This is a genomic window from Brevundimonas vitisensis (assembly GCF_016656965.1).
Taxonomy (GTDB): Bacteria; Pseudomonadota; Alphaproteobacteria; order Caulobacterales; family Caulobacteraceae; genus Brevundimonas; species Brevundimonas vitisensis.
The window spans coordinates 207,263-229,913 of record NZ_CP067977.1 but is presented as its reverse complement, the minus strand read 5'-3'; the positions used below and the strand labels follow the sequence as shown (position 1 = coordinate 229,913).

Below are 22,651 nucleotides of genomic sequence, written 5' to 3'. Positions count from 1 at the left end.
GCATGACCCACGTCACCTATCGTATCGTCGAACATGACGGCGGCTGGGCCTATCGCCTGGGCGACACCTTCTCCGAGACCTTCCCCAGCCATGACGCCGCCCGCGCCGCCGCCGTGGCCGCCGCCCGCGAACAGCGCGTGCCGGACCAGACGGCCATGATCGAATATGCCGACGCCTCGGGCACCTGGATCACCGAGCGCGCCGACGGCCACGACCGGCCCGAAGTCGACGTTCAGGGATAGGTTCGGCCGCTACCGCGTCAGCGCGGCAGCGTAGATTTCGGGCTTGAACCCCACGATCCTTCGCTCGCCCAGGTCCAGCACCGGGCGCTTGATCATCGACGGCTGGTCCAGCATCAGCGCGATGGCCTTGTCCGCGTCCAGATCGGCCTTGTCCGCATCCGCCAGCTTTTTGAACGTCGTGCCCGCCCGGTTCAGCACGACCTCCCAGCCATGCTCGGCCACCCACCGCTCCAGCATGGCCCGCTCGACGCCCGCCTTCTTGTAATCGTGGAATTCGTAGGCCACGCCCTGCTCGCCCAGCCACACCCGAGCCTTCTTCACCGTGTCGCAGTTGGGGATGCCGTAGAGAATGGGAGCCACAGGTCCTCGCAGATTTTCGGGTTCGAACACCGCTTCTGATATCAGCTTTCCAACCCCCACGGACACCGGCTTTCTTGTCGTCCCGTCAATCTGATGAGACGATCGGTGATGGAGGTTCGGTGTGTTTCAGCGTGACGCCTATGCTCTGATCGCGCTGGCGCTGGCGGGTGTCGCTTTCACCCTCTACGCCGTCATCGGTTCGACGCCGTTTTTTCCCAGGTCCTTGCAAATGCAGTCGGGGATCTGCCCCGCTGGCGAAGGCTATCCCGCAGAGCGACGGCGCGTGATGGATGCGTCTGAAGCGGAGTGGTATTCGAGTGGCTTGTTCAGCCTGCATGAGCAGCCCTTGTTCCCTGACAGGGACCGGCCCTTACAAACGGTCAGGTTTACTCTCCTTCGGAGCTTCCAGGCGCCATTAACGGTCCGCACCACCGATCTGGGGGACGGACGACTGCGGCTTCAGGCGACCTTGGCACCCGGCCCGGACGGCTGCCCGGAGGACCAGGCTGGCTGTCGAATAGACAGGGTCCTGACCGAAACAGAGCAGGCGCGTGTGGCCAGGGCTCAGTCGTTGCTGGCAACCGCTTCCTACGGCTGCGCCACCGGCATTGACGGCTCAATGTGGCTCGTCGAAGCCAGCGGGCATGGAGATTACCGCTTCTGGAGCGAGTGGTCGCCACGGCATGGCGAATTGCGCGATCTGGCCTTGGTCATGATCGATCTGACGGGTTGGGAGCTCAAGGCAATCGACTAGCGCACGTCCGCCTACGGGTATTGAAGCCTTGTCCGATTTTCACCCCGAGCCGAGCGTCCGCTAACGACCCGTTGGGGACATTTGAAGCGTCCGTAGCTATCTAGGTTCGGGCGCGGATTGGGGCGTGCATGACACCTGAAGATTTCAAGCGGGTTTGGGAGTTGGAGGGGGATCGGCTTTGCCCGGTTCCTACCGAAGAGCTTTCCGGTGTTGTGATTCCCACGTCCGCCAAAGAGTTCCTTGCCAAGGCAGGTCTCCCGGAAGACGCCGCACCTTTTCTCTCCTTTGCTGCAAGCTCCAGAGGGTTTTCGTCGGACCTCTTGCGGGCAGCTATTGATCGGCAAGACGTTTTCGTGGTCGGCTCAAATGGATCGGCTGATCCAGTTGCTGTGCGCTTGGACGGCGCTTTGGTATATCTGAACCACGACGCTGAGTTTGCCGAAATCTACATCAATCGGGACGTCAACACGTTTGCTGTGACGGCTCTCAGGATGCGGGAATTGATCGCTGAGACACAGAGATTGATGGGATCGGACGCCTATCTCGACGGGCTAATCCCTGAGGCAACAACGCAGGACTTCCGTTCATTTTTAAGCAGTGTGGACCCATTGGCCTTAGAGCAAGGCACCCTCTGAACGGACGAGATTGATAGCTGGCAATCCTAACGTCCGTTTTCCACCCTCAAAGGACAGTGTGCACGTCGGCTTTCCGGCGTGCCATCGATAGCTGCTCCCGACCCATGCCCGACGTTCGAAATCCGCCGCGCTCGCGGCATAGGCAGCACTAGGGAGCGGGCTCCTCGACCCGCCGACACTGGCCCGTGACCCTCCGACCATCTCGCTCCATCGTGTAGGCGAGCGTCGTACGGTTGATGTGGTTCATGCCGTAGGCCCCGTGACGATAGTCTTCCCAGTGCCAGCCGTGAGCATCCATCGTCACGGCCGTTGACGAGGACCGGCCCAGGTCTGACGTCGTGATGGCGTTCAGGAATCCGGGGCGGAGGGAGAGGCTGACCCTCATCGTATAAGGCGGCGTCCAGTCCACATCGCAGTCCAGAAACACCGGGCTTGCTTCCATCGGCGCGCCGAGAACAGCCGCTAACATGATCGCGATCATCGAACCCTCCATCTCCGATGAAGGCTAGCGCGTCTGATTCTCCGGCGCGACGTCCGCTACGGTGGATGTCAGAAACGGTAGGGGCGACCGGCGTGACTTCGCTCCATCAAAGACCGGCGGCTTCAACGAAGCGCGGGCCGCCTCACCGCAGCCCGCAACTGCCATGTCAGCGGTTAGCGAGGAACCGTTGTCGGCTGTCGGGGATTGCCACTGCCTCTACAACGGAAGCGCCGTGATGATCCGCCGATTGATGCCCCTGACTGCCGTACTTGCTCTAGCCGCCTGCGGCGATCGCCCGCCCCGGGATCAGGACGCGGCACAATCGCGGAGCGACGAGGCGCGCGCGGAAATGGCCATGGGGCTTTCGCGCAACGGGATCGAGTCCGCCGTCTTCCGGCCCTCACCGCCTGCTCCTGCCGCGCAGCCGGGCCAGACGACCCCCGCGCAGAACCCGCCCGCCCCGACCCCGCCCGATGCCGCCTTGATCCGGGCGCAGATCCTGCTGGACCGCGCCGCCTTTTCGCCCGGCGTCATCGACGGCCTGGGCGGCGACAACTCTCGCCAGGCCATCGCCGCCTTTGAAAAGGCCAATGATCTGCCCCAGGACGGCGTGCTGGACGCGGCGGTGTTTCAGCGACTGACAACCGCCGACAGTCGCCCCGTGCTGATGGACTATGCGATCACGGCCCAGGACCTGGAGGGTCCGTTTGTTGGGACTGTGCCCACCGATCTGGAGGCGCTGTCGCGGCTGGATCGGGTCGGCTACGCCACCATCGAGGAGGCCCTGGCCGAGCGGTTCCATACGACGGAGGCCCTGCTGCGGGCGCTGAACCCCAATGCCGATTTTCGCCGCGCCGGCCAGCGTCTGGTCGTGCCTGCCGTCAGCGCCGCCAAACTGACCGCCGAGGTCGCCCGCATCACGGTGGACAAGACCGAGCTTTCGCTGCGCGCCTATGACGCCTCGGGCAAGCTGATCGGCTTCTACCCGGCCACGATCGGCAGTTCGGACCGACCCGCCCCCTCCGGCACCGTCACCGTGGTGGGCGTCGCCCCGCGCCCGAACTACACCTACGATCCCGATCGCGTCACCTATGGCAGCGGTGAGAAAAGGCTGGTGATCGCACCGGGGCCAAACAATCCGGTCGGATCGGTCTGGATCGACCTGTCGCGCGACACCTATGGCATCCACGGCACGCCGGACCCGTCCAAGGTCGGCAAGACCTTTTCAAGCGGCTGCGTGCGTCTGACCAACTGGGATGCGGAGCGCCTGGCCGCAAGCGTCAAGCCGGGGGTCGAGGTGGTGTTTCTCTAGGTCACGGCACTCGGCAAACACCCCCTGGTAGGCCCGGAGGGACTCGAACCCCCAACCAGACCGTTATGAGCGGTCGGCTCTAACCATTGAGCTACGGGCCCCCGGGGGCGAGACGCGGACCTAGCAGGCCGATGCGCCGCTGAGAAGCCGCAGGTCTTACGCCGATGTCACGCCGATGAACGGAACCTGCCGATGGCCCTTGCGCTTGGGTTCAGGTGAACACGGCCAAGGTTCGGCCATGACGCGGGACCAATCTCGCGTCCGGATCGTCACCTCTCGGAGACCAGACTGCCATGACCACCCGCTTGTGCGCCCTCACCCTCGTCTCGGCCCTGATGGCCGCCACCGCCCTGGCTGCCCCCGTCATGGCTCAGTCAGCCCCCGCCCCGCACATGATGCAGGCCGAACCCTCGATCAGCCTGTCAGCCTATGGCGAGGTCAAGGTTGCCCCGGACATGGCCACCATCACCTTCGGCGTCGTGACCGAGGCCCCCACGGCCGCCGAGGCCATGGCCCAGAACGCCGCCCGCATGACCCAGGTCATCGCCGCCCTGCGCCGTGCCGGAATCTCCGAGCGCGACATCCAGACCTCGGGCCTGAACCTGTCGGCGCAGTACGACTACGTCCAGAACGAGCCGCCCCGCCTGCGCGGCTATCAGGCCTCGAACCGCGTCACCGTGGTCATCAATGACGTCAACGCCGTGGGCACCACCGCCGACGCCGTCGTCGCCGCCGGGGTCAATCAGATCGACGGCATCACCTTCGGCCTGAAGAATCCCAAGGCCGCCGAGGATCAGGCGCGCCGCGCCGCCGTCACCGCCCTGCAATCCAAGGCCAGCCTCTATGCCGATGCCCTCGGTGTGCGACTGGGCGGTATCCGGTCGCTGAATGAAGGCGGTCCCAACATGGTCCAGCCGCCGGTCTTCGCCGGCAATCGCATGGCCATGGCGGCAGATATGGAATCGACGCCGGTGGCCCCTGGCGAACTGACGGTCCGCATCGACATCACCGGCGTCTACGACATCGTGCGATAGCCTGGGCCAGCATCCCTCGCGGCTCAGCCGCGAGGGATCATTCGGACAGGATCAGCGCGACCGGATCACGGTCGTCCGGCCCGTGTCGACCGTGACCTTCACATAGCCCTCGGTCCAGCTGGTGCCGCTCAGCACCTGGCCGGCACCCACGTCCCAGCACCCGCTCGAGACTGTCCAGCGATAGCGCCCGCCCGGCGGAATCGACTGCCCACTAGGCAGCCGGTTCAGCCCATAGCTGCCGACGTTGCACGCAGAAATCAGCACCACGTCCAGTCGATCCGTCTGGGAGACATTCTGCACCTCAAGGAAGCCCGTCGGCTCTCCCTCACGCACCAGATCCCCCCCGGTGATCAGGGACGCGCATCCTCCCATGACCATGGTCGTCGCGATGGCCGCCAGGGCCCACATAGATTTTCTCGACATCATCGACCTCTCCCGAAACGAGGCCACTGCATAACGCTGTGATCCAGCGCGCCACTGTCGGAATCTGACGAAGTGTCAGGGGGCGGTCGTATCGTCCTGGCCGGGGAAGCGCGCATCCCGGGCATCCTCATAGACGTCTCGCACGCCTTCGCGCGGCTGATCGGCTCCCAGCAGGCCAATCTGGGTCGCCCAGACGTCTGACAGCTGCTGCACCGTGGCCGTTACCCAGCCCGGGGCCTGTTGCCGGGACCAGTTCTGGATCGAAGCGGCGTTGAAGATCAGCATGAACGCCGTCACGAACACGATCACCCGGCTGGTCCACCGGCGATCCCGTCCCGCCATGGCCTCGTCGTCCAGCGGCGGCTCGGGCGGAAAGGCGAACCGCCCGATAGCGATCAATCGGTTTTCCCGCGTTGGCAGGTCGTGCGCATCGGCCCCGGCATTCCAGTCGCTGGACGGTTCGGTGCCTTGCGGCTCCAGCGGCGGAAAGGGCGAGGCCGTCGGCGCGGCCGGAAAGGCCGTCGGAAAGGGATCCAGCGTCCGAAAGGGGTCGTGTCCGTCTTTGGGGGGATCGTCGCTCATCGCTGTCTCAACGCCCTAGAACTGGAAATAGATGAAGGGGGCCACGCCCTCGGGACGAACGGCTTCGACCAGCAGGAAGGCCACCCCGATCAACAGGGCCAGCGTCAGAGACGGTGCGGCTTTCAGCCGTACCGCCATCCCCTCGATCGCGCGCGGCGGCAGCCAGTGCATGCCCAGGCCGATGACGATCAGTCCCACCAGCAGCGGCGTCGCCATGACCACGGCCTCCCACCGCCCCAGCCCTGCCAGCATGGCCACGGCCAGGTCGAAGGTCTCGGCCCGGAACAGGATCCACCCCAGACACACGACATGGAAGGTGATCAGCACGCCGAGCCAGGTGGGGATCACCTTGCGTGAGCCGAACGCTGCCTTGCCCAGCCGCTCGAAGACCTGAGCCGCCCCATGCAGCGCCCCCCAGGCAACAAAGGTCCACGCCGCCCCGTGCCACAGACCGCCCAGCAGCATCGTGATCATCACATTCACGCAGGACGACACGAGGCCTTTCCGACCGCCTCCCAGCGGAATGTAGAGGTAGTCTCTCAGCCAGCTGGACAGGCTGATATGCCAGCGTCGCCAGAAATCCTGCATCGAGGATGCGCGATAGGGCTGATCGAAATTCCGCGGGAAGGAATAGCCCAGCAACGCCGCGATCCCGATGGCCATGTCCGAATAGGCCGAGAAGTCGCAATAGATCTGAACCGCATAGGCATAGACGGCCAGGGCAATATCGCCCGCGCCATAGGCCGACGGATCGAAGAAGACCGGGTCCACCAAGTTCACGGCCAGTTCTGATGCGATGACAGTTTTCTTGAACAAGCCCCAGATAATCAGGAGGAAACCATGGGTGGCCATCTCGCGGGTCAGCCGTGGGGCCCGCTCGAACTGGGGCAGCAGGTCCGAGGCCCGGACAATCGGCCCCGCTACCAAGTGCGGGAAGAAGCTCATCAACAGCATGACGTCCAGCAACGACTTGGCCGGGGCCGCCGTCCGCCGATAGACATCCACGACATAGCTGATGCCCTGGAAGGTGAAGAAGCTGATGCCCACCGGCAGGACCACCTGCAACAGCGGCAAGTCCCGTTCCCAGCCGACTTGCGCCAATAGCTCGAGCGCCTGCTCAACAAAGAAGCCGTAGTATTTGAAAAAGCCGAGGATCAGCAGATTGATCGCGACGCCAATGCCGACCAGCCACTTGCGCCGCCGGTCATCGTCGCTGGCTACTAACAAGGCCGCCACGCCCCAGTTCAGAACCGCGCTGAGGACCAGCAGACCAACGAACCGCCAGTCCCATTGGGCAAAGAAGAACCAGCTGGCCAGCAGCAGGAACAGCTTACGCCGCCCGTTCTCGCGATCCAGGCTCCAGCTGGTGAAATAGACGAACAGGAAAAAGACGCCGAACGCCAGTGTCGGAAACAGCATCAGTCGGCCCCTCCCCGCCGAGCCAGCCAGGCCTCATAGGCCGCCAGAATATCGTCAGCGAAAATGCCACCGATCCAATCGCCCCCGGCCGAGGTGAAATGGACCCGGTCGCCCCGCATCAGCGGCTCGTCCATGGTCGCCAATCTGTCCGCCGAACAGTCTCCGCCCATCCGCCCGTGCCAGTCCCAGAACGCCACACCCATATCGGCCGCGACGCGGCGTTGCACGTCCCGGACCAGGGCCAGGGATGGGGGCGGTCCCCGTCGGCCATCGGCGCTGCATCCGCCCGCCGCACCGGTCCGAAGAGCGTCGGGAGCGCCGACGATCATCAGTGCCGCCGCCGGAGCCAGTCGGCGCAACCGCAGGACCTCGCCTCTCAGCAGTGCTTCATATGCGACGGGGTCCAGGGCATCGTCGAAGCCCTCGTTGGTGCCATAGGCAATGACGATCAACTGTGGACGCCACACCGCCAGTTGCGTCCTCAACACGGCCTCGTCGCGGGCGGCCAGATCGCGCAGGCTGGACCCGACCACCCCCAGGTTCGACACCTCGACCCCATATCCCGCCCGGCCCAAAGTGATGTCGGTCAAGGGCGCACCGCCCCGCAGCGGTCGGATCACGATCCGCTCCTGAAGCGCACCGATCACGGCATCGGTGCACAGCATCCCGGTATCGGGGGCCGCAAAATCGACCTCCTCGCGGACCGACTGGCCCCGGACCTCGAACCCGCCGGCGTCAGGTCCGCCCATGCCGCACAGACTGACGTAGGTCAGCTCCATCCCAGGCTCGGCCACGATTTCCAGCGCCGCGTCCGGTCCAAAGGTCACCGCCTGAATCCCGGTCAGGCCGACCCCCTGGACCGCAAGCCCCTGCGATGCCGTCAGCGGAGCCAGTGTGGTGCTCCAGCCGGTTGCCGTCACCTGGACCTGAAACGGATTGTATCCAGCGTGGGGCACGCCCGGCGGCATCACACCGCGGCCTGCACGGCCGAACCGCGCCTGCAGCCGCGCGCGAAAGGCCCCGGTGATCCGGTCCCCGGCCGTATGGCTGTCGCCGATCTGGACAATCCGGACCAGCCGTTCGCGCTCACCGGTCTCCAGCCCGTGGAGCGCCTCGAACAGACTGTCCAGCGCCTCCGGCTGGCATAGCCCCCCGGCACAGACCGTCGCGCCCGGCCCAGGCAGGCTTTGCGCGACATAGGGGGTCTGGGCCAGCGCCGATCCCGCTGCCGCCATCGTCAATGCCATGGCCGGAATGGCGGCACGCATGCCTTCAGGGCGCAGGCGCTGGGGCGGGGCCGATACCGGCGTCGCGCTTCAGCCGCTCGGCCACGGGCTCACTGATCCGCAGATAGCCGGCCATGGACATATGGATCCCGTCATTGGCCCGCATCAGCTGCCGCCGTCCCCCTGCGCCGCTCAGATAGGCCTCGTACTCGCCCTCTGCGTTCGACGTCAGATCAACGGTTTCCAGATAGGGCACGCCCAGGGCCTTCATCCGCCCCTCGACCACGTCGTTGATGATCGTCATCCGGGCATCGAAGGTCGGGCGCTTCATGCGCGGCAGGCCAACCCAATAGACCGCGACGTCGCGACTGCGCAGCAGGGCGACCAGATCGTCCACGCGCCGGGCATAGGCGGCCTTCCAGCCTTCCGTCCCAAACTCATGCACCACGCCGTCAATGCTGATGCCCTGGGCATCGTTGGTGCCGAACAGGATCACCGCGACATCGACGGGCTGCTCTCCAAGCTGCCGGGCCGTCTTGGCGTGTATGTCGACATAGTCGTAGCGGGACAGGCCGGTGGAGACCTCGCTGAACTTGGTCACCGTCACGCCCGGCGTGCCGTCCAGTTCGCGATAAAGGCCGGTGTAGAGCCCGTCAGCCATGGAGTCGCCGAAGACGCCGATCCGCAACTGGCCGCGAGCCATACGCTGATCGAGGGGGGTCACCGTGGCGCGCATGACGGGCGCAGCAGGCGGGGCAATCTCTGCGCGCTCCGAAACGGGCGCCGCCAGCGGCGAAGCCGAGGCATTGGCCGTGTCGCCCAGCATCAGTGTGGGGTGACGAAGCCAGGCGCGGCCGTCCGGCGTCAACAGCAGGCCGATCAGCACACCGACCACGACAGCCGCCGTCAGACTGTTGATCCCCGCCTTCAACGCACGCGCCCCCGGTCGTTCCGCCGCAGAACCTCGGCGTTAAGACCTCATAAACCAGATCGCGCCCGTTGCGCCATGCCCCACCCCCGTCGCGCGAGGAACAAGGTTAAGCTGTCACCCTTGCGTCACCCGTGGGGGTTCAGCCCCATTTGCCCTCGGCCCAGCGCGCCGCGAAATAGCCGCCCAGAGCCGAAACCGTGGTCAGGGTGGTGCCCCAGCACAGGTCGATGATCGTCAGCTTCGACGACCAGACGTTCAGCGTCGCCTGGTTGGTCAGGTCATAGGTGGCATAGGCGACGAAACCCAGCACGGCACCGTTCAGCGCAGCGCGGCCCCAGCCTCCGCCCCGGAGCGCCGGATCGATGGCCAGGAACACCGTCCCGGCGATGGAGACGAGGTAGAAGATCACCGCCGCCTTCATGTCCGGCTTGTCCGCCAGGATCGGCCCCAGAACCGGCTTGTACAGCCGGTTGGTCATGGTGGTCAGCCAGACGGCATCGATCACCGCGAACGTCAGTCCCGCGCCAAGATAGGCGGCTATGTATTTGATCATTGGTCGCTTCCCGTTTCAGAGGCAGGCTTCAGCCGGTAGTGGCTGACGGCCCAGGTCCTTCCTTCGTCGTTTCCGAACAGTCCCGCCGTGGCCATGTAGAAGCGCCGCCAGCGCCTGCGCCACAGAGCTGCGTCCGCACCATAGGTCTGCCGCATCAACTCCATCACCCGATCGGCATTGGCGTCCATATTGGCCAGCCAGTGATTGGCTGTGCGGGCATAGTGGGTTCCGTTCCAGGTCCATTCCTGTTCGACCTCGAACAGGTCGGGAAACTGTCGGATCAGGCCCTTGCTGGGCATGACGCCACCGGTAAAGAAGTGCTGGGCAATGAAGTCGCCGCTGTCGTTATGGTCGAACCGATAGGGCGCATCGCGGTGGGTGAAGATGTGGATGAACATCCGCCCGTCCGGCTTCAGCCACCCCTTGGCCCTGGTCAGCAGGGCCCGCCAATTGGCCATATGTTCGAACATCTCGACCGAAACGATCCGGTCATAGCGGTCCCAGTCCGCCAGCTCTGGTCGAAAATCGTTCATGTCGCAGGTGACCACGGTCAGGTTGGACAACCCCCTCGCCTTCGCCTGCGCCTCGATATGCCCGCGCTGGCCTTGGCTGTTGGACACCGCCGTGATTCGCGCGGTGGGGTAGTGTTCCGCCATCCAGAGGCTGAGCGAGCCCCAGCCGCAACCCAGCTCCAGAATCCGCTGTCCGTCCTGAAGATCGGCGTGCTGGCAGGTCTCGGCCAGGGCGGCGACTTCGGCCTCGTCCAGTGACTCATTTCCCGTGGGGTACAGGCACGAGGAATATTTCAGCCGCGCACCCAGGCAGATTTCGAAGAACTCGGGGGCCAGCTCGTAGTGCTGCTCATTGGCCTTGTCAGTGTGTTCGGCGATGGCCCGCCGCGCCATGTCCTGGGCGAAGGCCGCCTCGTCATGGGGCCCCTCGCGATCCAGCCGAAGCCTTGCCTCCGTCACCAGACTGTCGATCGCGGGCCGGGCCACAAAATCCGGGAAAGGAGCATCCTGCAACTGGCGGATGGCGACATTGGCTAGGCTCATATGGGGCAGGTCCTGACGAGTGACGACGGTCGTGACGATCCGCTCGCGCAACCTAACGCCAGCACAGGCGTAACGGCTCCGCTTGGATCGCGAAAAGTTACGACGGGACTCAGGCGACGGATGCCCTCATCCGAATGACCGGTTTTAGCGTAGCTTTGTCGCATCACCCTGTATGGAGACCGTATGACCGCCCACCTCGTCGCCGATGCCACGACGCGTCCCGTCCGCGGCAACAAGATCGCTGTCGTTGGCTCCGGTATCGCAGGCCTGACCTGCGCCTGGCTTTTGTCAAAGTCGCACGACGTGACCCTCTATGAGGCGGACGATCGGATCGGCGGTCACTCCAATACCGTCGAGGCACCTACCCCCAGCGCCCCGGTCGCCGTGGACACCGGCTTCATTGTTTACAATGAAGGAAACTATCCCAATCTCACGGCCTTGTTCGAACATCTGAATGTACCGACCAAGCCAGCGCATATGTCCTTCGCCGTCTCTATCGACGAGGGGGCTTTCGAATATTCCAGCCATGGCCTCACGGCCCTGTTCGCCCAGAAGCGCAACTACGCCAGCCCTAAGTTCTGGGGCATGATCGGCGATCTGCTTCGCTTTCAGAAAGAAGCGCCCCGCGATCTGGCGTCCCTGGAACGCTCGGGAGAATCTCTGGACGCCTATCTGACCCGCAAGGGCTTCGGGGCCCTGTTCCGCGAGGCGCACCTGCTGCCCCAGGCGGCGGCGATCTGGTCGTGCACCATGGATCAGATGACGGATTACCCTGCGGCGTCGTTCGTCAAATTCTACATGAACCACAATCTTTTGAAGCTGGATCTTAAGCCGACGTGGCGGACCGTCGACGGCGGAAGCCGCGAATATGTCAGCCGTCTGGTCGCCGATTTCGACGGCACTGTGGTCACACGGGCCGGCATAACGGGTGTGGTGCGCGGCCGTGACGGGGCAGCCTTGCGGTTCAGCGACGAGCGGGTCGAACGGTTCGATGCCGTCGTCCTGGCCACCCATTCCGATCAGGCCTTGCGGTTGCTGGAAGCACCGACTGCCGAGGAGCGTCGCCTGCTGGGGGCCATCACCTATCGTCCCAACCGCGTTCTGCTACACCGCGATACCAGCCTGATGCCGAAGCGCCGCAGGGCGTGGGCATCCTGGACTCATATGGGCTATTCCGAACGTGCGGGCGAAGGCGGCGTCACCTACTGGATGAACGAGCTTCAGGGTCTGGAAGGACCGCCCCTGTTCGTCAGCCTGAACCCGGCGCGCGAGCCAGACCCTGATCTGGTCCTGGGCCAGTGGGACTATGAGCATCCGGTTTTCGACATCGCAGCCGTTGCAGCACAAAAGGAGCTTTGGAGCCTGCAGGGGCGCCGCAACGTCTGGTTTGCAGGAGCGTGGTTCGGGTCCGGTTTCCACGAAGACGGAGCCCAGGCGGGTCTCGCCGTTGCCGAGCAGCTGGGCGGGATGCGCCGCCCCTGGTCGGTCGCGAACGAAAGCGGCCGCATCCATGTGGCCCCCGCGCCCCATGCCCTGACCTCCAACGATCTCCTTGGCGCGGTGGCGTGAAAGCTGACGCGTCAGCCCTCTACGTCGGCCAGGTCGTCCATCAGCGCGTGCAGACGGTGGACCACCGGCTGTCGTATCGCGTCTTCATGCTGCTGCTGGACCTCGACGAGATTCCCGCCGTTCAGTCGCGATTGCGTCTGCTGAGCCGGGGCCGTTTCGGACTGCTCGGCTGGCGCGCCCGCGATTTCGGCGACCGCTCGGAAACGCCGCTGCGCACTCAGATCGAAACTCATCTGGCCGACGCCGGCATTGATTTGGACGGCGGAGCAATCCGACTGCTGACCATGCCGCGCATCCTCGGCTATGGCTTCAACCCGATCAGTGTCTATTTCTGCTATCGGCCGGACGGCGCTCTCGCGGCGCTGCTGTATGAGGTCAGCAACACCTTCGGCCAGCGTCATACCTATCTGATTGCCCAGCCCGATCCCGCCGCCGGTCCGGTACGCCAGACAGCAGACAAGGTGTTCTTCGTCTCACCCTTCATGGACCTGGGGCTGACGTATGACTTCACGGTCCGCCCACCGGCAGAGGCTGTGTCGGTGGTGGTGGCCGTCCGCCGAGGCGACACCCCGATCCTGACGGCCAGTTTTGCCGGGACCCGCCGTCCACTGACCGACGCCCAGCTCCTGCGCGCCTTCGTCACCCATCCGCTGCTGACCTGGAAGGTGACTTTCGGCATCCACTGGGAGGCGTTGAAGATCATGCTGAAGGGCGCGCGTTACCGCCACCCTCCCGCCCTGCCCCCGCGCCCGATCACACTGGGCCGGACGCGAACCTGACAGACCTCTACTGACGCCCGGCCAGCAGCACGTTCTGGACACGGCGGCCCAGGGGATCGCGCGACGTCCAGGTCTGGCCGATTTCCGCATCGATCATCGGCGAACAGAAGCGCGGAATCATCATGTTGGGACGAATGTTGGTCAGGCAGACGCGCTCGCCCTCCACCCGCCAGCGGGCCGTGAGCCGCCGCCCGTCCGAAAACTGGGCCGCATAGGTGCCGTCGGGATTGAACCAGTGCTTGACCCATCCCCCGTCCGGGTATCGCGACAGCACCGTATTGCCAAAGGCGCTGGTGATGTCCGCATGGCCCGGCGTCGCAGCAAGACAGGCCAAGGCAGCCACCGCGATGGCGATCTTCTTCATGTGTCGTCTCCCTTCCCCGGCCCCACTATTAACAAACGGTTAGGTTTTGCCAAGCCGCTCGCCCACCGACGGTGGTGACGCAGTTTGATTTTCTAGATTGATAACGGTGATCAGCGGCCGGAGCGGTGCGTGGCGAACAGAGGAGATCGCCATGCGCTACAACATCGAAACCATGGAACTGCGTCGGGGAAACCAGACGCTCACCGTCGCTCAAGAATTCATCGGAGGCGTAGTCCGCTACATCGGTCGAGTCGATGGGCGCGTCTGCGTGCAGTCGCCGACCAAGGAGGGTGCCGTTTGCTCTCTGCTGCGCCGTCTCGCCTACTCTCCGGCGGCCTGACCTAAGCCGACGATGCGTGCTATGCTGACCGAGACGAGGTGCGGATGACCCGAAGAGACAGGACGCGCGATGACGAGCGAGCGGCCCGCATGGTGCGGGCCGCTCGCCGGTTTTCGGGCGAAACTGAAGACGACGAAACGCCTATCACGGCCGAAGAAGAAGCCTTGATGGCCGAGGTGAAAGCGGAGCACCCCCGGCCTACGCGGGAAGAACTCCGAGAGATGGCGCGGGCGTTGGCTCGCGGGCGCTAATGAAGAACGCCGGGCTCGAAGGCCCGGCGTTTTGCTTTTCAGGAAGGCTGATCTCTGACGTCGCTCAATATCTCAAACGCTCCTTTGGCCGCCACGATCGCAACCAAGGCGCCGACGATCAGGTCCGGCCAAGCCTGACCGAGCCAGAGGACCAAGCCGCCGGCGACCAGGATGCCGCCGTTGGACACGAAGTCGTTGAAGCTGAAGGTTTCGGCGGCGCGCATGTTGACGTCGTCGCTGTCCACCTTTTGCAGCAGCTTCAGGCACCAGAGGTTCACGAGGGCCGCAGCGAGGGCCATGACCATCATGGTCGGCCCGATGGGCTCCGTCCCCATCAGCCATCGACGGCCAACGTCCGCCAGAACCCCGATCGCGAACAGCAGCAGGAGAACCCCGGACATCGTGGCGGCCGTCTTTTTCCATCGCGGGGCGCGGCCCACGGCCAGGAAGCTGATCAGATAGACCGCGCTGTCCGAAGCGTTGTCGGCCGCGTTCGCCAGCAAGGCGCTGGAGTCGGCCAGCCAGCCCGCCACCCCCAGCGCCAGGAACAGCCCGAAGTTCAGGACGAGGACCAGCAGCAGCGTCCGGCGCTGCCGCTGGTCTTGAGCATTCAGGGCGTTCAATCGTCCATTCCTTCCGACGTCCGGTGTTTGACCGCCCTGGCCGCGAAGGTCGGCAGGACGAGCAGGGTCAGGATGGTCGCGGTCAGCAGACCGCCGATCACCACCGTCGCCAACGGCTTCTGCACCTCGGCGCCGGCGCCGTGGGCCAGCGCCATCGGGATGAAGCCGACGATGGCGACGAGCGCCGTCGTCAGAACGGCTCGCAGGCGGCTGGACGCGCCTTCGATGGCGGCTTGGTTGGGCGTCAGCCCGGCCGTCAGCCGCTCTCGAATGGCCTGCATCAGGACGAGGCCGTTCAAGGTCGCCACGCCCGAAACAGCGATGAAGCCGACCGCCGCAGAGACCGAAAACGGCATCCCGCGCAGCAGCAGCGCCAGGGCTCCGCCCACCAAAGCCAGAGGGACGCAGGCGAAGACCAGACCGGCCTCCGCGAACGATCCCAACGCCAGGAACAGCAGCACTCCGATCAGGACGAACACGATCGGAATGACGAGGCCGAAGCGTTGCTCGGCTCGCTTCAGGTTCTCGAACTGCCCACCCCAATCGAGATAGACCCCGGCCGGCAGGGCGATCTCTGCGACTTGGCTTTGGGCCTCGGTGACGAAGCCGCCCAGGTCACGCCCGCGCACATTGGCCTGGACCACCATACGGCGGCTGCCGTTCTCGCGGCTGATCTGGTTCGGCCCCTCCGCCGTCTGAATCCGCGCGACCGAAGACAAGGGCACGATCACGCCGGTGTCGGACACGATGGGAAGCGCCGCCAAGGCCGCCGGGTCGTTGCGGGCGTCGTCGGGCAGACGGACGACCACATCGAACCGCCGGTCCCCCTCGAAGATGCGTCCGGCCTCGGCGCCGCCGACGCCGGCCGAGACCGCTTCGCTGACGTCTGCCGCCGAAAGGCCGTAGCTGGCGGCGGCGGTCCGATCCACGCTGACGGTCAGGGTGGGCAGGCCGGACGCCTGCTCGACCCGAACGTCGGCCGATCCGGTCGTCTCCCGAAGCGCGGTCGCGACCTGATCCGCGACCCGCTGGAGGGTGTCGAAGTCGTCGCCATAGACCATGACCGCGAGGTCTGTGCGCACGCCGGAGATCAGTTCGTTGAACCGCAATTCGATCGGCTGGCTGAATTCGAAATTGTTGCCGATCTGCTGGGCGGCCACGCCTTCGATCCGTTCGATCAGTTCTTCCTTCTCCAGGTCCGGATCGGGCCAATCCTTGCGGTCCTTGAGCACGATGACGCTGTCGGAGATGTTGGGCGGCATGGGGTCGACGGCGGCCTCGGCCGTGCCGGTGCGCGAGAACATGGTCTCCACCTCCGGCTGGGCCTTGATGGCGCGCTCCAACGCCATCTGCATCGTCAGGGATTGCTCCAAGGAGGCGGATGGGACGCGCAACGCCTGCATGGCGATGTCGCCTTCGTCCAGGGTCGGGATGAACTCCCGTCCCAGCGCCATGAAGGATGCGAGCCCGACCGCGAGGGCCGCGACAGCGGAGATCAGCACGATCTTCGGCCGTGACACCGCCACCTGGATCGCCGGCTGAAGGAAGCGCCGGGCGAAGCGGAGAAGCCAGGTCTCGTGCTCCGCGACCTGACCGTCGGCGCCGACGTGAACGGACTTGGGATCGCGCACAAGCAGGGCGGTCATGGCAGGCACGAAGGTGAAGGAGAAGATGAAGGCTCCGACGAGGGCAAGCATGACGGTCGCGCCCATCGGCTGGAACGTCTTGCCCTCGACCCCTTCGAGCAGCAGCAGCGGTGCGAAGACCAAGAGGATGATCAACTGGCCGAAGGCGGCCGGCTTCACCATCTGGCGCGCGGACTGAACCGCCACGTCCAGGCGCTCATGTCGGGTCAGCATCCGCCCCAGTTGAGCCCGTCGTTGGGTCAGCATCAGCAGGGTATTCTCGATCACCACGACCGCGCCATCGACCATCAGACCGAAGTCCAGCGCACCCAGGCTCATCAGATTTCCGCTGATGCCGAACCTGTTCATGCCGATGACGGCGAACAGGAAGGACAGCGGGATCATCAGGGCCGTGATGGTGGCGGCGCGGATGTTGCCCAGCAGCAGGAACAGAACGACGATGACCAGCAGCGCACCCTCGGTCAGGTTCCGAGCGACGGTCGAGATGGTCGAGTTGACCAGCTCGCTGCGGTTCAGAACCGGCAGGGCGACGATGCCAGGAGGCAGGCTGTCGTCCACCACCGCCAGCCGCTCGGCCGCCGCCTGGGCCACCGTGCGGCTGTTGCCGCCGGCGATCATCAGGGCTGTGCCGAGCACCGCCTCATGCCCGTCACGGCTGGCGCCGCCCAGGCGTGGGGCCTGACCGATCTCGACTGTGGCGACGTCGGCGACCCGGACGACCAGGCCGCCGCGATTGACCACGGGGGCTTGGGCCAGATCGTCGATGGTCAGCGCCAGAGCGTCGGTGCGGACGACCAGGGCCTCGCCCGCGCGCTGGATGTAGCCGGCGCCGGCCTGCGTATTGGCGCGTTCGACCGCCTGGACCAGGTCGCCGAGGCCCAGACCATAAGCGGACAACCGCGCGGCGTCGGGCCTGACGGCATACTCCTTGACGTAGCCACCAACGGTATCGACGCCAGCTAGGCCAGCGGTCGTGCGCATCTGCGGCGCGATGATCCAGTCCTGGACCGTCCGCAGATAGGTCGCGCGCTGCTCTGGCGTCGTCAGTCGCTCACCCTCCGGTGTCAGGTAGACGCCGCCGGCCTGCCAGCCGGGCTGGCCGGGTCTGGAAAGGTTCTCGGTGTTGAAGGGGACGTAATCGACCGTCCACATCAGCACTTCGCCGAGGCCGGTGGTGATCGGCGACAGCCCCGGCTCCACGCCTTCAGGAAGGCCCTCCGACGCGGCGGCGAGCCGTTCGGCGACCTGCTGACGCGCGAAATAGATGTCGGTCTGGTCCGTGAAGATCGCGGTGATCTGACTGAAGCCGTTGCGTGACAGTGACCGCGTGCTGGTCAGGCCGGGGATGCCCGCGAGGGCAGTTTCCAGCGGATAGGTGACCTGCCGCTCGATCTGCTCGGGCGCCAGGGCGGGGGCGACCGTGGTGATCTGAACCTGTCTGTTGGTGATGTCGGGAACGGCGTCGATGGGCAGCTTGGTCAGTTCGAACAGACCCAGGGCCGCCACGAGGCTGACGGCTAGGATGACGAACCAACGGAAGCGGACGGATGCCGCGATGATTGCGCTGAACATGCTGTCGCTCCCTAGTGGCCGTGCTCGGCCTCGCCCTTGGCGAGTTCGGCTTTCAGGAGGAAGGCGTTGGTTCCGGCGATGCGCTCGGTCCCGGTCAGGCCGCTCAGGATTTCGGTTCGATCGCCGGCTTGCCGGCCGACCAGGACGGGGGCGGCGCGAAAACCCGTCGCGGTGCGCACAAACACCACGTTCGAACCCTCTACGGTTTGGACGGCGTCGGACGGGACCGTGAGGCCGCCGGCGGACTGGTCCGTGACCACAACGCCGGAGACGGCCGATCCTGCGGGCGGCAATCCCCCTCCGGTCGGCCGGGCGCGTATGATCGTTGCACCGCTTTCTTCGCTTGCATCGGCGGCGACGCCAGTGACGACGGCGTCGAACTCGCCCGCCGGTGCCTGCACGCGCACGGTCGAACCCGCGCGAACCTGGGCCGCGAGCGCGGGAGGCGCCGCGAAGATGATCTCGACCCGCGCCGGGTTGGTGACCTCGGCGATCACCCCGCCCTGGGCGGCGAAGCCGCCCGGCCCGACTTGAACGCTGGTTACAACCCCGCTGATGGGGCTGACGACGCTGAGTCGACCCGAGGCATTGGGAGAGCCGGCGGCCGAGACCCGCGCTCGCGCCGCGCGTGCGGCGGCGTCCGAACTCAGCGACTGAGCCCGCGATGTCTCGACTTCCTGACGCGCAACGACGCCAGCTTCTTCCAAGTTACGGTCACGCTCATAAGCGCGGCGAGCAGCATCCGCCGACGCGTTCGCGGCGTCCGCCTCGGCGCGCAGGGCAGCGGCATCGCCGCTGACCAGCACCGCCAAGGGCTGACCCGCGCGAACCGACTGCCCAGGTGCTACCAGAACTCTTTCGACGCGCCCGCCTACGCTTGCGGCGACGGCCGCGCGCGCGTCCACCATCGGCTCGACGCGCCCGGAAAGACGGGTCTCGCTTCCGCCGCCGCCCGTGACCGCGACGACCGAGATGTTCGCGGCGGCGATCTGCGCCTCGGTCAGGAGGACGACGCCTTCCTCGGCCGCGCCTTCCTCGGCATGACCTTCTTCACCTTCGGCATGTTCTCCTTCGGCTGACGCGTCCGGTGCTTCGGCCGGCGAGCGTGACATGGCGTAGAGGCCCGCACCGCCAATCACGACGACGGCGGCGACCCCGGCCATGAGCCAGGTCTTGTTGATGTTGGGGGTGCGTTTCATTTCGATGATCCAAACGGGAAACGGCCTTGCAGGCGCGCGAGATCGACTTCCGCCCGGACCCGCGCGAGGCGGGCGTCAACGGCGGCGTTGCGGGCCGCGATCAGCGCGGCTCGGGATGAACTGAGTTCGAGTTGCGAGATGCGTCCGGCCTCAAAGCCAATCCGGGAGAGGCGATACGCCTCCTCTGCTGCCGTCACGCCGCCGTCGGTCGCCCAGACACGGCTGTTGGCGGATCGCAATCGAGCCTCAGCCCCGGCGAGATCGGCCTGCGCGGTCTGTGTCGCAGCCATAACGCGGGCGTCGGCGGCCCGAAACTCGGCCTGGGCGGCGTCATAGTTGCCTCGGTTCCGGTCGAACAGCGGCAGCGGCATACTGACCCCGAACGTCAGGGCGGTCGCGTCTTCGGCCTCGTAACGACGCACGCCGACCGAGACGCGAACGTTCGGCCTTGCGCGCACCCGCTCAACTTCGATCCGGCTCTCGGCGGCGGCGCGTTCGGCCTCGGCCACCCGCACTTCGGGCGACGTCGAAGAAGTCGGAATTGCGGCGGGCGGCTCTCGGTCCAGCAGACTGGCTCCGATGGAGGTCACCGGGTTCGGCAGCATCGCCACGGCGGTCAACCTCGCGAAGGCGGCGTCGCGTTCGGCCTGGGCCTCGTCGAGCGCGGCTCTCGCCGCCGCCGCTTGGCTCTGGGCCTGGATGCCACGAAACAGCGGCTCGCGGCCCTCCTCGACCAGGATCATCAGCGCCCGCGCGTCGGCGATCGTCAGGTCGAGCGCTTCCTGCGCCAACTGAAGTCGCCGCTCGGCCGCCTCGGCTTCGGCATAGGCGAGCGCCAGTCTGCCTGCCGCGTCCAGCGTGGCGAGGTCGCGCCGCAGCAGCGACGTTCTACCCTCCGCCTGGGCGACGCCTACCCTGGCGCTTCGCCGGCCCCAGAGTTCCAGGTCTTGGCTGACCGACAGGGTGGTCTCGGCGTTGCCGTAGCCGGAGAAGGGGCCGCTCCCGAACGCGTTCTCGGCTTCAAGGCTCAGTTCCGGGTTAGGCCGGACGCCCGCCTGACGAACGCGGGCTTCGGCCGCATCGACCAGGGCGTCGGCTTCGAGCGCGCCGGGCGTCAGGCCGATGCGTGCGAGCAGTTCTTCATATGACGGCACGGGGTCGGCCCAGGCAGGGCCGATCGCGACGGTCGCCATCGCGACCACGGCGCAACCGATCGCGAGACGCGAGCGGCAAAATTTGAGGGGTGGCATTTTCCATATCCCAGAGGTTCCAGACGATTGACGCGCGCCATCAGGCGCGGGGCATCGTCAGGCTCTGGGAGGGCGCTTAAGACCGCTGGGGGTTCGGGACGTGAAAGGCTTTGAACTCGGCAGGAGCGGCTTCATTGTCGAGAGGGCGGCCGCCGCTGCCGGCTGCGGCGCTGAAGGCAGGGGTGCGCCTCCGTGGTGGCAGTGGCCGTGCGAGCAGATCGCGTGATCTTCGCCAGCGTCTCCGGGGTCGGTATCGGTCGGGTTGGCCGACACCCCAGCGGCGGAATGATCCGCTGGTTCCACGGCGCAAGTCGCAGCATCGACGGCAGAAGTCAGCACGAACAACGACATGAACGCCGCGAGCAGCGCCGCCATCAATCCCTGTCTGACCCGCATCGCGTCCACGCTGCTCCATAGCACGCGGCCTGCTGAAAAACAATGCGCGGACGGCGCGCGGGCGCTTCGTCGCATGGCGGCTTCATCCGACCGGCCCATCATGAACCCTGCCTCAACTCGTCGCGCGACTGGCGAACGATCGCCCAGGCCGACTGAAGGAAGACCAAGGCCAGGATAACGCCCGCGATCAGGTCGGGCCAGCGCGAAGCGGTGATCCACACCAAACCGCCTGCCGCCGCGACGACCAGGCTCTCGATGAGATCGTTGCGGGTGCAGAGCCAGACGGACCGGACATTGGCGTCGCCGTCACGGTGGCGAACCAGCAGCAGGGCGGCGATGCCGTTGGCGACGAAGCCGAGCAGTCCCAGCCCTGAGATGACGGCCCCCTCCGGCGGCGCCCCCGACACGGCGCGCCAGATCGCGAAGCCCAGGATGAAGGCGGCGAGCAGCCCGAGGCTCGCGCCCTTCAGCAGGGCCGCGCCCGCCCTGATCCGCGTCGAGCGACCGATAGCCCATAGGCTGATCGCGTAGGTCGCGCTGTCGGCCAAGAAATCCAGAGCGTTCGCCCCCAGCGCCGCCGAACCTTGCAGCCAGGCGCCCCCGGCCAACGCCACGAACGCGAGGGCGTTGATGGCGATCACCGACCAAAGGATGCGGCGATAGGCGGGCGTGGCGCCGTCAAACTTGACGGCGGCGCCGCATCCGCAGCCGGCGGAAGGCTCATTCAGGATCGGCTGGCTCACGGGCGACCTCCAAGTGGGAGAGACCCTTCTGCATCCTCTAGCCACTAGAGGATCAAGCGCCTATTTTCACGAGATGGCCTCCACCTCCCTGTCCACGCGAAGCATCGGGAGATTAGCCGCGCTCACGGGCGTGAAGGTCCCCACCATCCGCTTCTACGAGCAGATCGGGATCATGCCCGCCCCGGAGCGGACCGCGAGCGATCGCCGCGTGTACGACGACGCGGCACTGCGCCGGCTGTCGTTTGTCCGCCACGCCCGTGACCTGGGCTTCGACCTGGACTCGATCCGCTCGCTGCTGGACCTAGCCGATGAACCGGAGCGGCCGTGCGGCGAGGCCAACGCAATCGCCGACCGCCACCTCGCGGTGGTCACGGGAAAAATCGCTCGATTGAAGGCCCTTCAGGCCGAACTCTCCCGGATGACGGCCGAGTGCGCCGGTGGGCGCGTCTCGGCCTGCAAGGTGATCGAGGTCCTACATGATCACGACCGCTGTGGCGCCGATCACGGCGGCACGAGGTCGGAGTTCTAACCCGGCTAGGCGGCTTTGCGCGTCGGTCGGGCGCGCGGCAGGCCACCGCATTCCTTCAAAAGGAAGTCCGACAACGCCTGAAGGTTCTCCTGGTCCACGCGATAGAGGATGGACCGGCCGTCCCGCTGATACTGAACCAATCGGGCATGGGACAGCATCATCAACTGGGTAGAGAGGGTGTTCTGCGCGACCCCCAGCCGTTTCGCAATGTCGCCGGACTTCATGCCCTCCGGCGGCGCCTCTTTGGCGAGAAGCCGAAGAATCTCTACCCGCGACACGGTCGAAAGGGCCGAGAAGCCCATCATCACGACTGCCATATCCATAATTCGGACTCCTCCGATACGTTGAACTTCGGACTCTACCGAAAATCCGTTGTTCGTCAA

Annotated in this window: 25 protein-coding genes and 1 tRNA gene; 9 read left to right on the top strand and 17 right to left on the bottom strand. The window is 65.8% G+C overall.

From position 1 onward, the window contains the following. Positions 1–2 precede the first annotated feature (2 nt). Positions 3–242, top strand: a complete 240-nt coding sequence (locus tag JIP62_RS01155; protein ID WP_201103142.1) for a DUF2188 domain-containing protein — start codon at positions 3–5, stop codon at positions 240–242. Positions 243–251: 9 nt separating this feature from the next. Here the strand turns inward: JIP62_RS01155 and JIP62_RS01150 are convergent, their stop codons facing one another. Beyond that, a complete protein-coding gene (locus tag JIP62_RS01150; protein ID WP_201104454.1) occupies positions 252–602 on the bottom strand; it encodes an arsenate reductase in 351 nt (116 codons plus the stop codon). Positions 603–723: 121 nt separating this feature from the next. Between JIP62_RS01150 and JIP62_RS01145 the strand changes: the two genes are divergently transcribed. After that, positions 724–1,356 carry a hypothetical protein gene (locus tag JIP62_RS01145; RefSeq protein ID WP_201103141.1) on the top strand — a complete coding sequence of 211 codons (633 nt, stop codon included), beginning with the start codon at positions 724–726 and terminating at the stop codon, positions 1,354–1,356. 128 nt (positions 1,357–1,484) lie between these two features. Beyond that, positions 1,485–1,991, top strand: coding sequence for an SUKH-4 family immunity protein (locus JIP62_RS01140; protein ID WP_201103140.1), 507 nt, complete (start codon positions 1,485–1,487; stop codon positions 1,989–1,991). A 148-nt stretch (positions 1,992–2,139) separates the two neighbouring features. Here JIP62_RS01140 and JIP62_RS01135 read toward each other — a convergent pair whose 3' ends face one another. Then, positions 2,140–2,472: a hypothetical protein gene (locus tag JIP62_RS01135; RefSeq protein ID WP_201103139.1), complete on the bottom strand. Its 333-nt coding sequence runs from the start codon at positions 2,470–2,472 to the stop codon at positions 2,140–2,142. A 235-nt stretch (positions 2,473–2,707) separates the two neighbouring features. Here JIP62_RS01135 and JIP62_RS01130 point away from each other — a divergent pair, with 235 nt between their 5' ends. After that, a complete protein-coding gene (locus JIP62_RS01130) occupies positions 2,708–3,784 on the top strand; it encodes a L,D-transpeptidase family protein (protein ID WP_201103138.1) in 1,077 nt (358 codons plus the stop codon). A gap of 25 nt (positions 3,785–3,809) precedes the next feature. Here the strand turns inward: JIP62_RS01130 and JIP62_RS01125 are convergent. Then, a tRNA-Ile gene (locus JIP62_RS01125) sits at positions 3,810–3,885 on the bottom strand. Between the two features lie 192 nt (positions 3,886–4,077). Between JIP62_RS01125 and JIP62_RS01120 the strand changes: the two genes are divergently transcribed. Then, a complete protein-coding gene (locus tag JIP62_RS01120; RefSeq protein ID WP_201103137.1) occupies positions 4,078–4,818 on the top strand; it encodes an SIMPL domain-containing protein in 741 nt (246 codons plus the stop codon). A gap of 51 nt (positions 4,819–4,869) precedes the next feature. On the opposite strand, the gene JIP62_RS01115 is transcribed toward JIP62_RS01120, so the two are convergent. From JIP62_RS01115 to JIP62_RS01085, 7 genes are all read right to left on the bottom strand, one after another. Continuing rightward, the gene (locus JIP62_RS01115) at positions 4,870–5,244 is read right to left on the bottom strand and encodes a hypothetical protein (RefSeq protein WP_201103136.1); all 375 of its coding nucleotides are present in this window, start codon (positions 5,242–5,244) and stop codon (positions 4,870–4,872) included. A gap of 72 nt (positions 5,245–5,316) precedes the next feature. After that, positions 5,317–5,823, bottom strand: coding sequence for a hypothetical protein (locus JIP62_RS01110; RefSeq protein ID WP_230974808.1), 507 nt, complete (start codon positions 5,821–5,823; stop codon positions 5,317–5,319). A gap of 15 nt (positions 5,824–5,838) precedes the next feature. After that, positions 5,839–7,242, bottom strand: a complete 1,404-nt coding sequence (locus tag JIP62_RS01105) for an MBOAT family O-acyltransferase (RefSeq protein WP_201103135.1) — start codon at positions 7,240–7,242, stop codon at positions 5,839–5,841. Next, positions 7,242–8,510, bottom strand: a complete 1,269-nt coding sequence (locus JIP62_RS01100) for a GDSL-type esterase/lipase family protein (RefSeq protein ID WP_201103134.1) — start codon at positions 8,508–8,510, stop codon at positions 7,242–7,244. Before JIP62_RS01100 ends, JIP62_RS01105 begins: the two co-directional genes overlap by 1 nt. A 4-nt stretch (positions 8,511–8,514) precedes the next feature. Continuing rightward, positions 8,515–9,399: an SGNH/GDSL hydrolase family protein gene (locus JIP62_RS01095; RefSeq protein ID WP_201103133.1), complete on the bottom strand. Its 885-nt coding sequence runs from the start codon at positions 9,397–9,399 to the stop codon at positions 8,515–8,517. 139 nt (positions 9,400–9,538) lie between these two features. Further along, entirely contained in the window at positions 9,539–9,952 is a 414-nt protein-coding gene (locus tag JIP62_RS01090) for a DUF2177 family protein (RefSeq protein WP_201103132.1), read from the bottom strand. Then, positions 9,949–11,007 (bottom strand): SAM-dependent methyltransferase, encoded by a 1,059-nt coding sequence (locus JIP62_RS01085; protein WP_201103131.1) that lies wholly within the window; start codon positions 11,005–11,007, stop codon positions 9,949–9,951. The genes JIP62_RS01090 and JIP62_RS01085 overlap by 4 nt, the downstream gene beginning before the upstream one ends. A gap of 183 nt (positions 11,008–11,190) precedes the next feature. Here JIP62_RS01085 and JIP62_RS01080 point away from each other — a divergent pair, with 183 nt between their 5' ends. Next, on the top strand, positions 11,191–12,576 hold the full coding sequence (locus tag JIP62_RS01080) for an NAD(P)/FAD-dependent oxidoreductase (RefSeq protein WP_201103130.1): 1,386 nt from the start codon (positions 11,191–11,193) through the stop codon (positions 12,574–12,576). Beyond that, positions 12,573–13,355 (top strand): DUF1365 domain-containing protein, encoded by a 783-nt coding sequence (locus tag JIP62_RS01075; RefSeq protein ID WP_201103129.1) that lies wholly within the window; start codon positions 12,573–12,575, stop codon positions 13,353–13,355. The genes JIP62_RS01080 and JIP62_RS01075 overlap by 4 nt, the downstream gene beginning before the upstream one ends. Positions 13,356–13,362: 7 nt before the next feature. On the opposite strand, the gene JIP62_RS01070 is transcribed toward JIP62_RS01075, so the two are convergent. Further along, positions 13,363–13,719 carry a hypothetical protein gene (locus JIP62_RS01070; protein ID WP_201103128.1) on the bottom strand — a complete coding sequence of 119 codons (357 nt, stop codon included), beginning with the start codon at positions 13,717–13,719 and terminating at the stop codon, positions 13,363–13,365. Positions 13,720–13,870: 151 nt separating this feature from the next. Between JIP62_RS01070 and JIP62_RS01065 the strand changes: the two genes are divergently transcribed. Continuing rightward, positions 13,871–14,059, top strand: coding sequence for a hypothetical protein (locus JIP62_RS01065; RefSeq protein ID WP_029416414.1), 189 nt, complete (start codon positions 13,871–13,873; stop codon positions 14,057–14,059). A 289-nt stretch (positions 14,060–14,348) separates the two neighbouring features. Here the strand turns inward: JIP62_RS01065 and JIP62_RS01060 are convergent, their stop codons facing one another. The 5 genes from JIP62_RS01060 to JIP62_RS01040 form a co-directional block, all read right to left on the bottom strand. Next, on the bottom strand, positions 14,349–14,933 hold the full coding sequence (locus JIP62_RS01060; protein ID WP_029416412.1) for a cation transporter: 585 nt from the start codon (positions 14,931–14,933) through the stop codon (positions 14,349–14,351). Next, positions 14,930–18,151 carry an efflux RND transporter permease subunit gene (locus tag JIP62_RS01055; protein WP_201103127.1) on the bottom strand — a complete coding sequence of 1,074 codons (3,222 nt, stop codon included), beginning with the start codon at positions 18,149–18,151 and terminating at the stop codon, positions 14,930–14,932. Before JIP62_RS01055 ends, JIP62_RS01060 begins: the two co-directional genes overlap by 4 nt. 11 nt (positions 18,152–18,162) lie before the next feature. After that, positions 18,163–19,314, bottom strand: coding sequence for an efflux RND transporter periplasmic adaptor subunit (locus JIP62_RS01050; RefSeq protein WP_230974807.1), 1,152 nt, complete (start codon positions 19,312–19,314; stop codon positions 18,163–18,165). A gap of 32 nt (positions 19,315–19,346) precedes the next feature. Then, entirely contained in the window at positions 19,347–20,600 is a 1,254-nt protein-coding gene (locus tag JIP62_RS01045) for a TolC family protein (protein WP_201103125.1), read from the bottom strand. Between the two features lie 494 nt (positions 20,601–21,094). Then, positions 21,095–21,739 carry a cation transporter gene (locus JIP62_RS01040; protein WP_029416407.1) on the bottom strand — a complete coding sequence of 215 codons (645 nt, stop codon included), beginning with the start codon at positions 21,737–21,739 and terminating at the stop codon, positions 21,095–21,097. A gap of 73 nt (positions 21,740–21,812) precedes the next feature. On the opposite strand from JIP62_RS01040, the gene JIP62_RS01035 reads away from it, so the two are divergent. Then, complete coding sequence (locus tag JIP62_RS01035; RefSeq protein WP_201103124.1) at positions 21,813–22,268, top strand: MerR family transcriptional regulator; 456 nt, start codon at positions 21,813–21,815, stop codon at positions 22,266–22,268. Positions 22,269–22,273: 5 nt separating this feature from the next. Here the strand turns inward: JIP62_RS01035 and JIP62_RS01030 are convergent, their stop codons facing one another. Then, positions 22,274–22,591, bottom strand: a complete 318-nt coding sequence (locus JIP62_RS01030) for an ArsR/SmtB family transcription factor (RefSeq protein WP_201103123.1) — start codon at positions 22,589–22,591, stop codon at positions 22,274–22,276. Between the last annotated feature and the right edge of the window lie 60 nt (positions 22,592–22,651).

Bases quoted from the DNA above. Each gene is read 5' to 3' on its own strand.
- JIP62_RS01065 (WP_029416414.1), top strand. From the start codon at position 13,871: ATGCGCTACAACATCGAAACCATGGAACTGCGTCGGGGAAACCAGACG.
- JIP62_RS01090 (WP_201103132.1), bottom strand. From the start codon at position 9,952: ATGATCAAATACATAGCCGCCTATCTTGGCGCGGGACTGACGTTCGCG.
- JIP62_RS01080 (WP_201103130.1), top strand. From the start codon at position 11,191: ATGACCGCCCACCTCGTCGCCGATGCCACGACGCGTCCCGTCCGCGGC.
- JIP62_RS01110 (WP_230974808.1), bottom strand. From the start codon at position 5,823: ATGAGCGACGATCCCCCCAAAGACGGACACGACCCCTTTCGGACGCTG.
- JIP62_RS01155 (WP_201103142.1), top strand. From the start codon at position 3: ATGACCCACGTCACCTATCGTATCGTCGAACATGACGGCGGCTGGGCC.
- JIP62_RS01120 (WP_201103137.1), top strand. From the start codon at position 4,078: ATGACCACCCGCTTGTGCGCCCTCACCCTCGTCTCGGCCCTGATGGCC.
- JIP62_RS01050 (WP_230974807.1), bottom strand. From the start codon at position 19,314: ATGGCCGGGGTCGCCGCCGTCGTCGTGATTGGCGGTGCGGGCCTCTAC.
- JIP62_RS01140 (WP_201103140.1), top strand. From the start codon at position 1,485: ATGACACCTGAAGATTTCAAGCGGGTTTGGGAGTTGGAGGGGGATCGG.
- JIP62_RS01055 (WP_201103127.1), bottom strand. From the start codon at position 18,151: ATGTTCAGCGCAATCATCGCGGCATCCGTCCGCTTCCGTTGGTTCGTC.
- JIP62_RS01135 (WP_201103139.1), bottom strand. From the start codon at position 2,472: ATGATCGCGATCATGTTAGCGGCTGTTCTCGGCGCGCCGATGGAAGCA.
- JIP62_RS01045 (WP_201103125.1), bottom strand. From the start codon at position 20,600: ATGCCACCCCTCAAATTTTGCCGCTCGCGTCTCGCGATCGGTTGCGCC.
- JIP62_RS01085 (WP_201103131.1), bottom strand. From the start codon at position 11,007: ATGAGCCTAGCCAATGTCGCCATCCGCCAGTTGCAGGATGCTCCTTTC.
- JIP62_RS01070 (WP_201103128.1), bottom strand. From the start codon at position 13,719: ATGAAGAAGATCGCCATCGCGGTGGCTGCCTTGGCCTGTCTTGCTGCG.
- JIP62_RS01030 (WP_201103123.1), bottom strand. From the start codon at position 22,591: ATGGATATGGCAGTCGTGATGATGGGCTTCTCGGCCCTTTCGACCGTG.
- JIP62_RS01130 (WP_201103138.1), top strand. From the start codon at position 2,708: ATGATCCGCCGATTGATGCCCCTGACTGCCGTACTTGCTCTAGCCGCC.
- JIP62_RS01100 (WP_201103134.1), bottom strand. From the start codon at position 8,510: ATGCGTGCCGCCATTCCGGCCATGGCATTGACGATGGCGGCAGCGGGA.
- JIP62_RS01035 (WP_201103124.1), top strand. From the start codon at position 21,813: ATGGCCTCCACCTCCCTGTCCACGCGAAGCATCGGGAGATTAGCCGCG.
- JIP62_RS01115 (WP_201103136.1), bottom strand. From the start codon at position 5,244: ATGATGTCGAGAAAATCTATGTGGGCCCTGGCGGCCATCGCGACGACC.
- JIP62_RS01105 (WP_201103135.1), bottom strand. From the start codon at position 7,242: ATGCTGTTTCCGACACTGGCGTTCGGCGTCTTTTTCCTGTTCGTCTAT.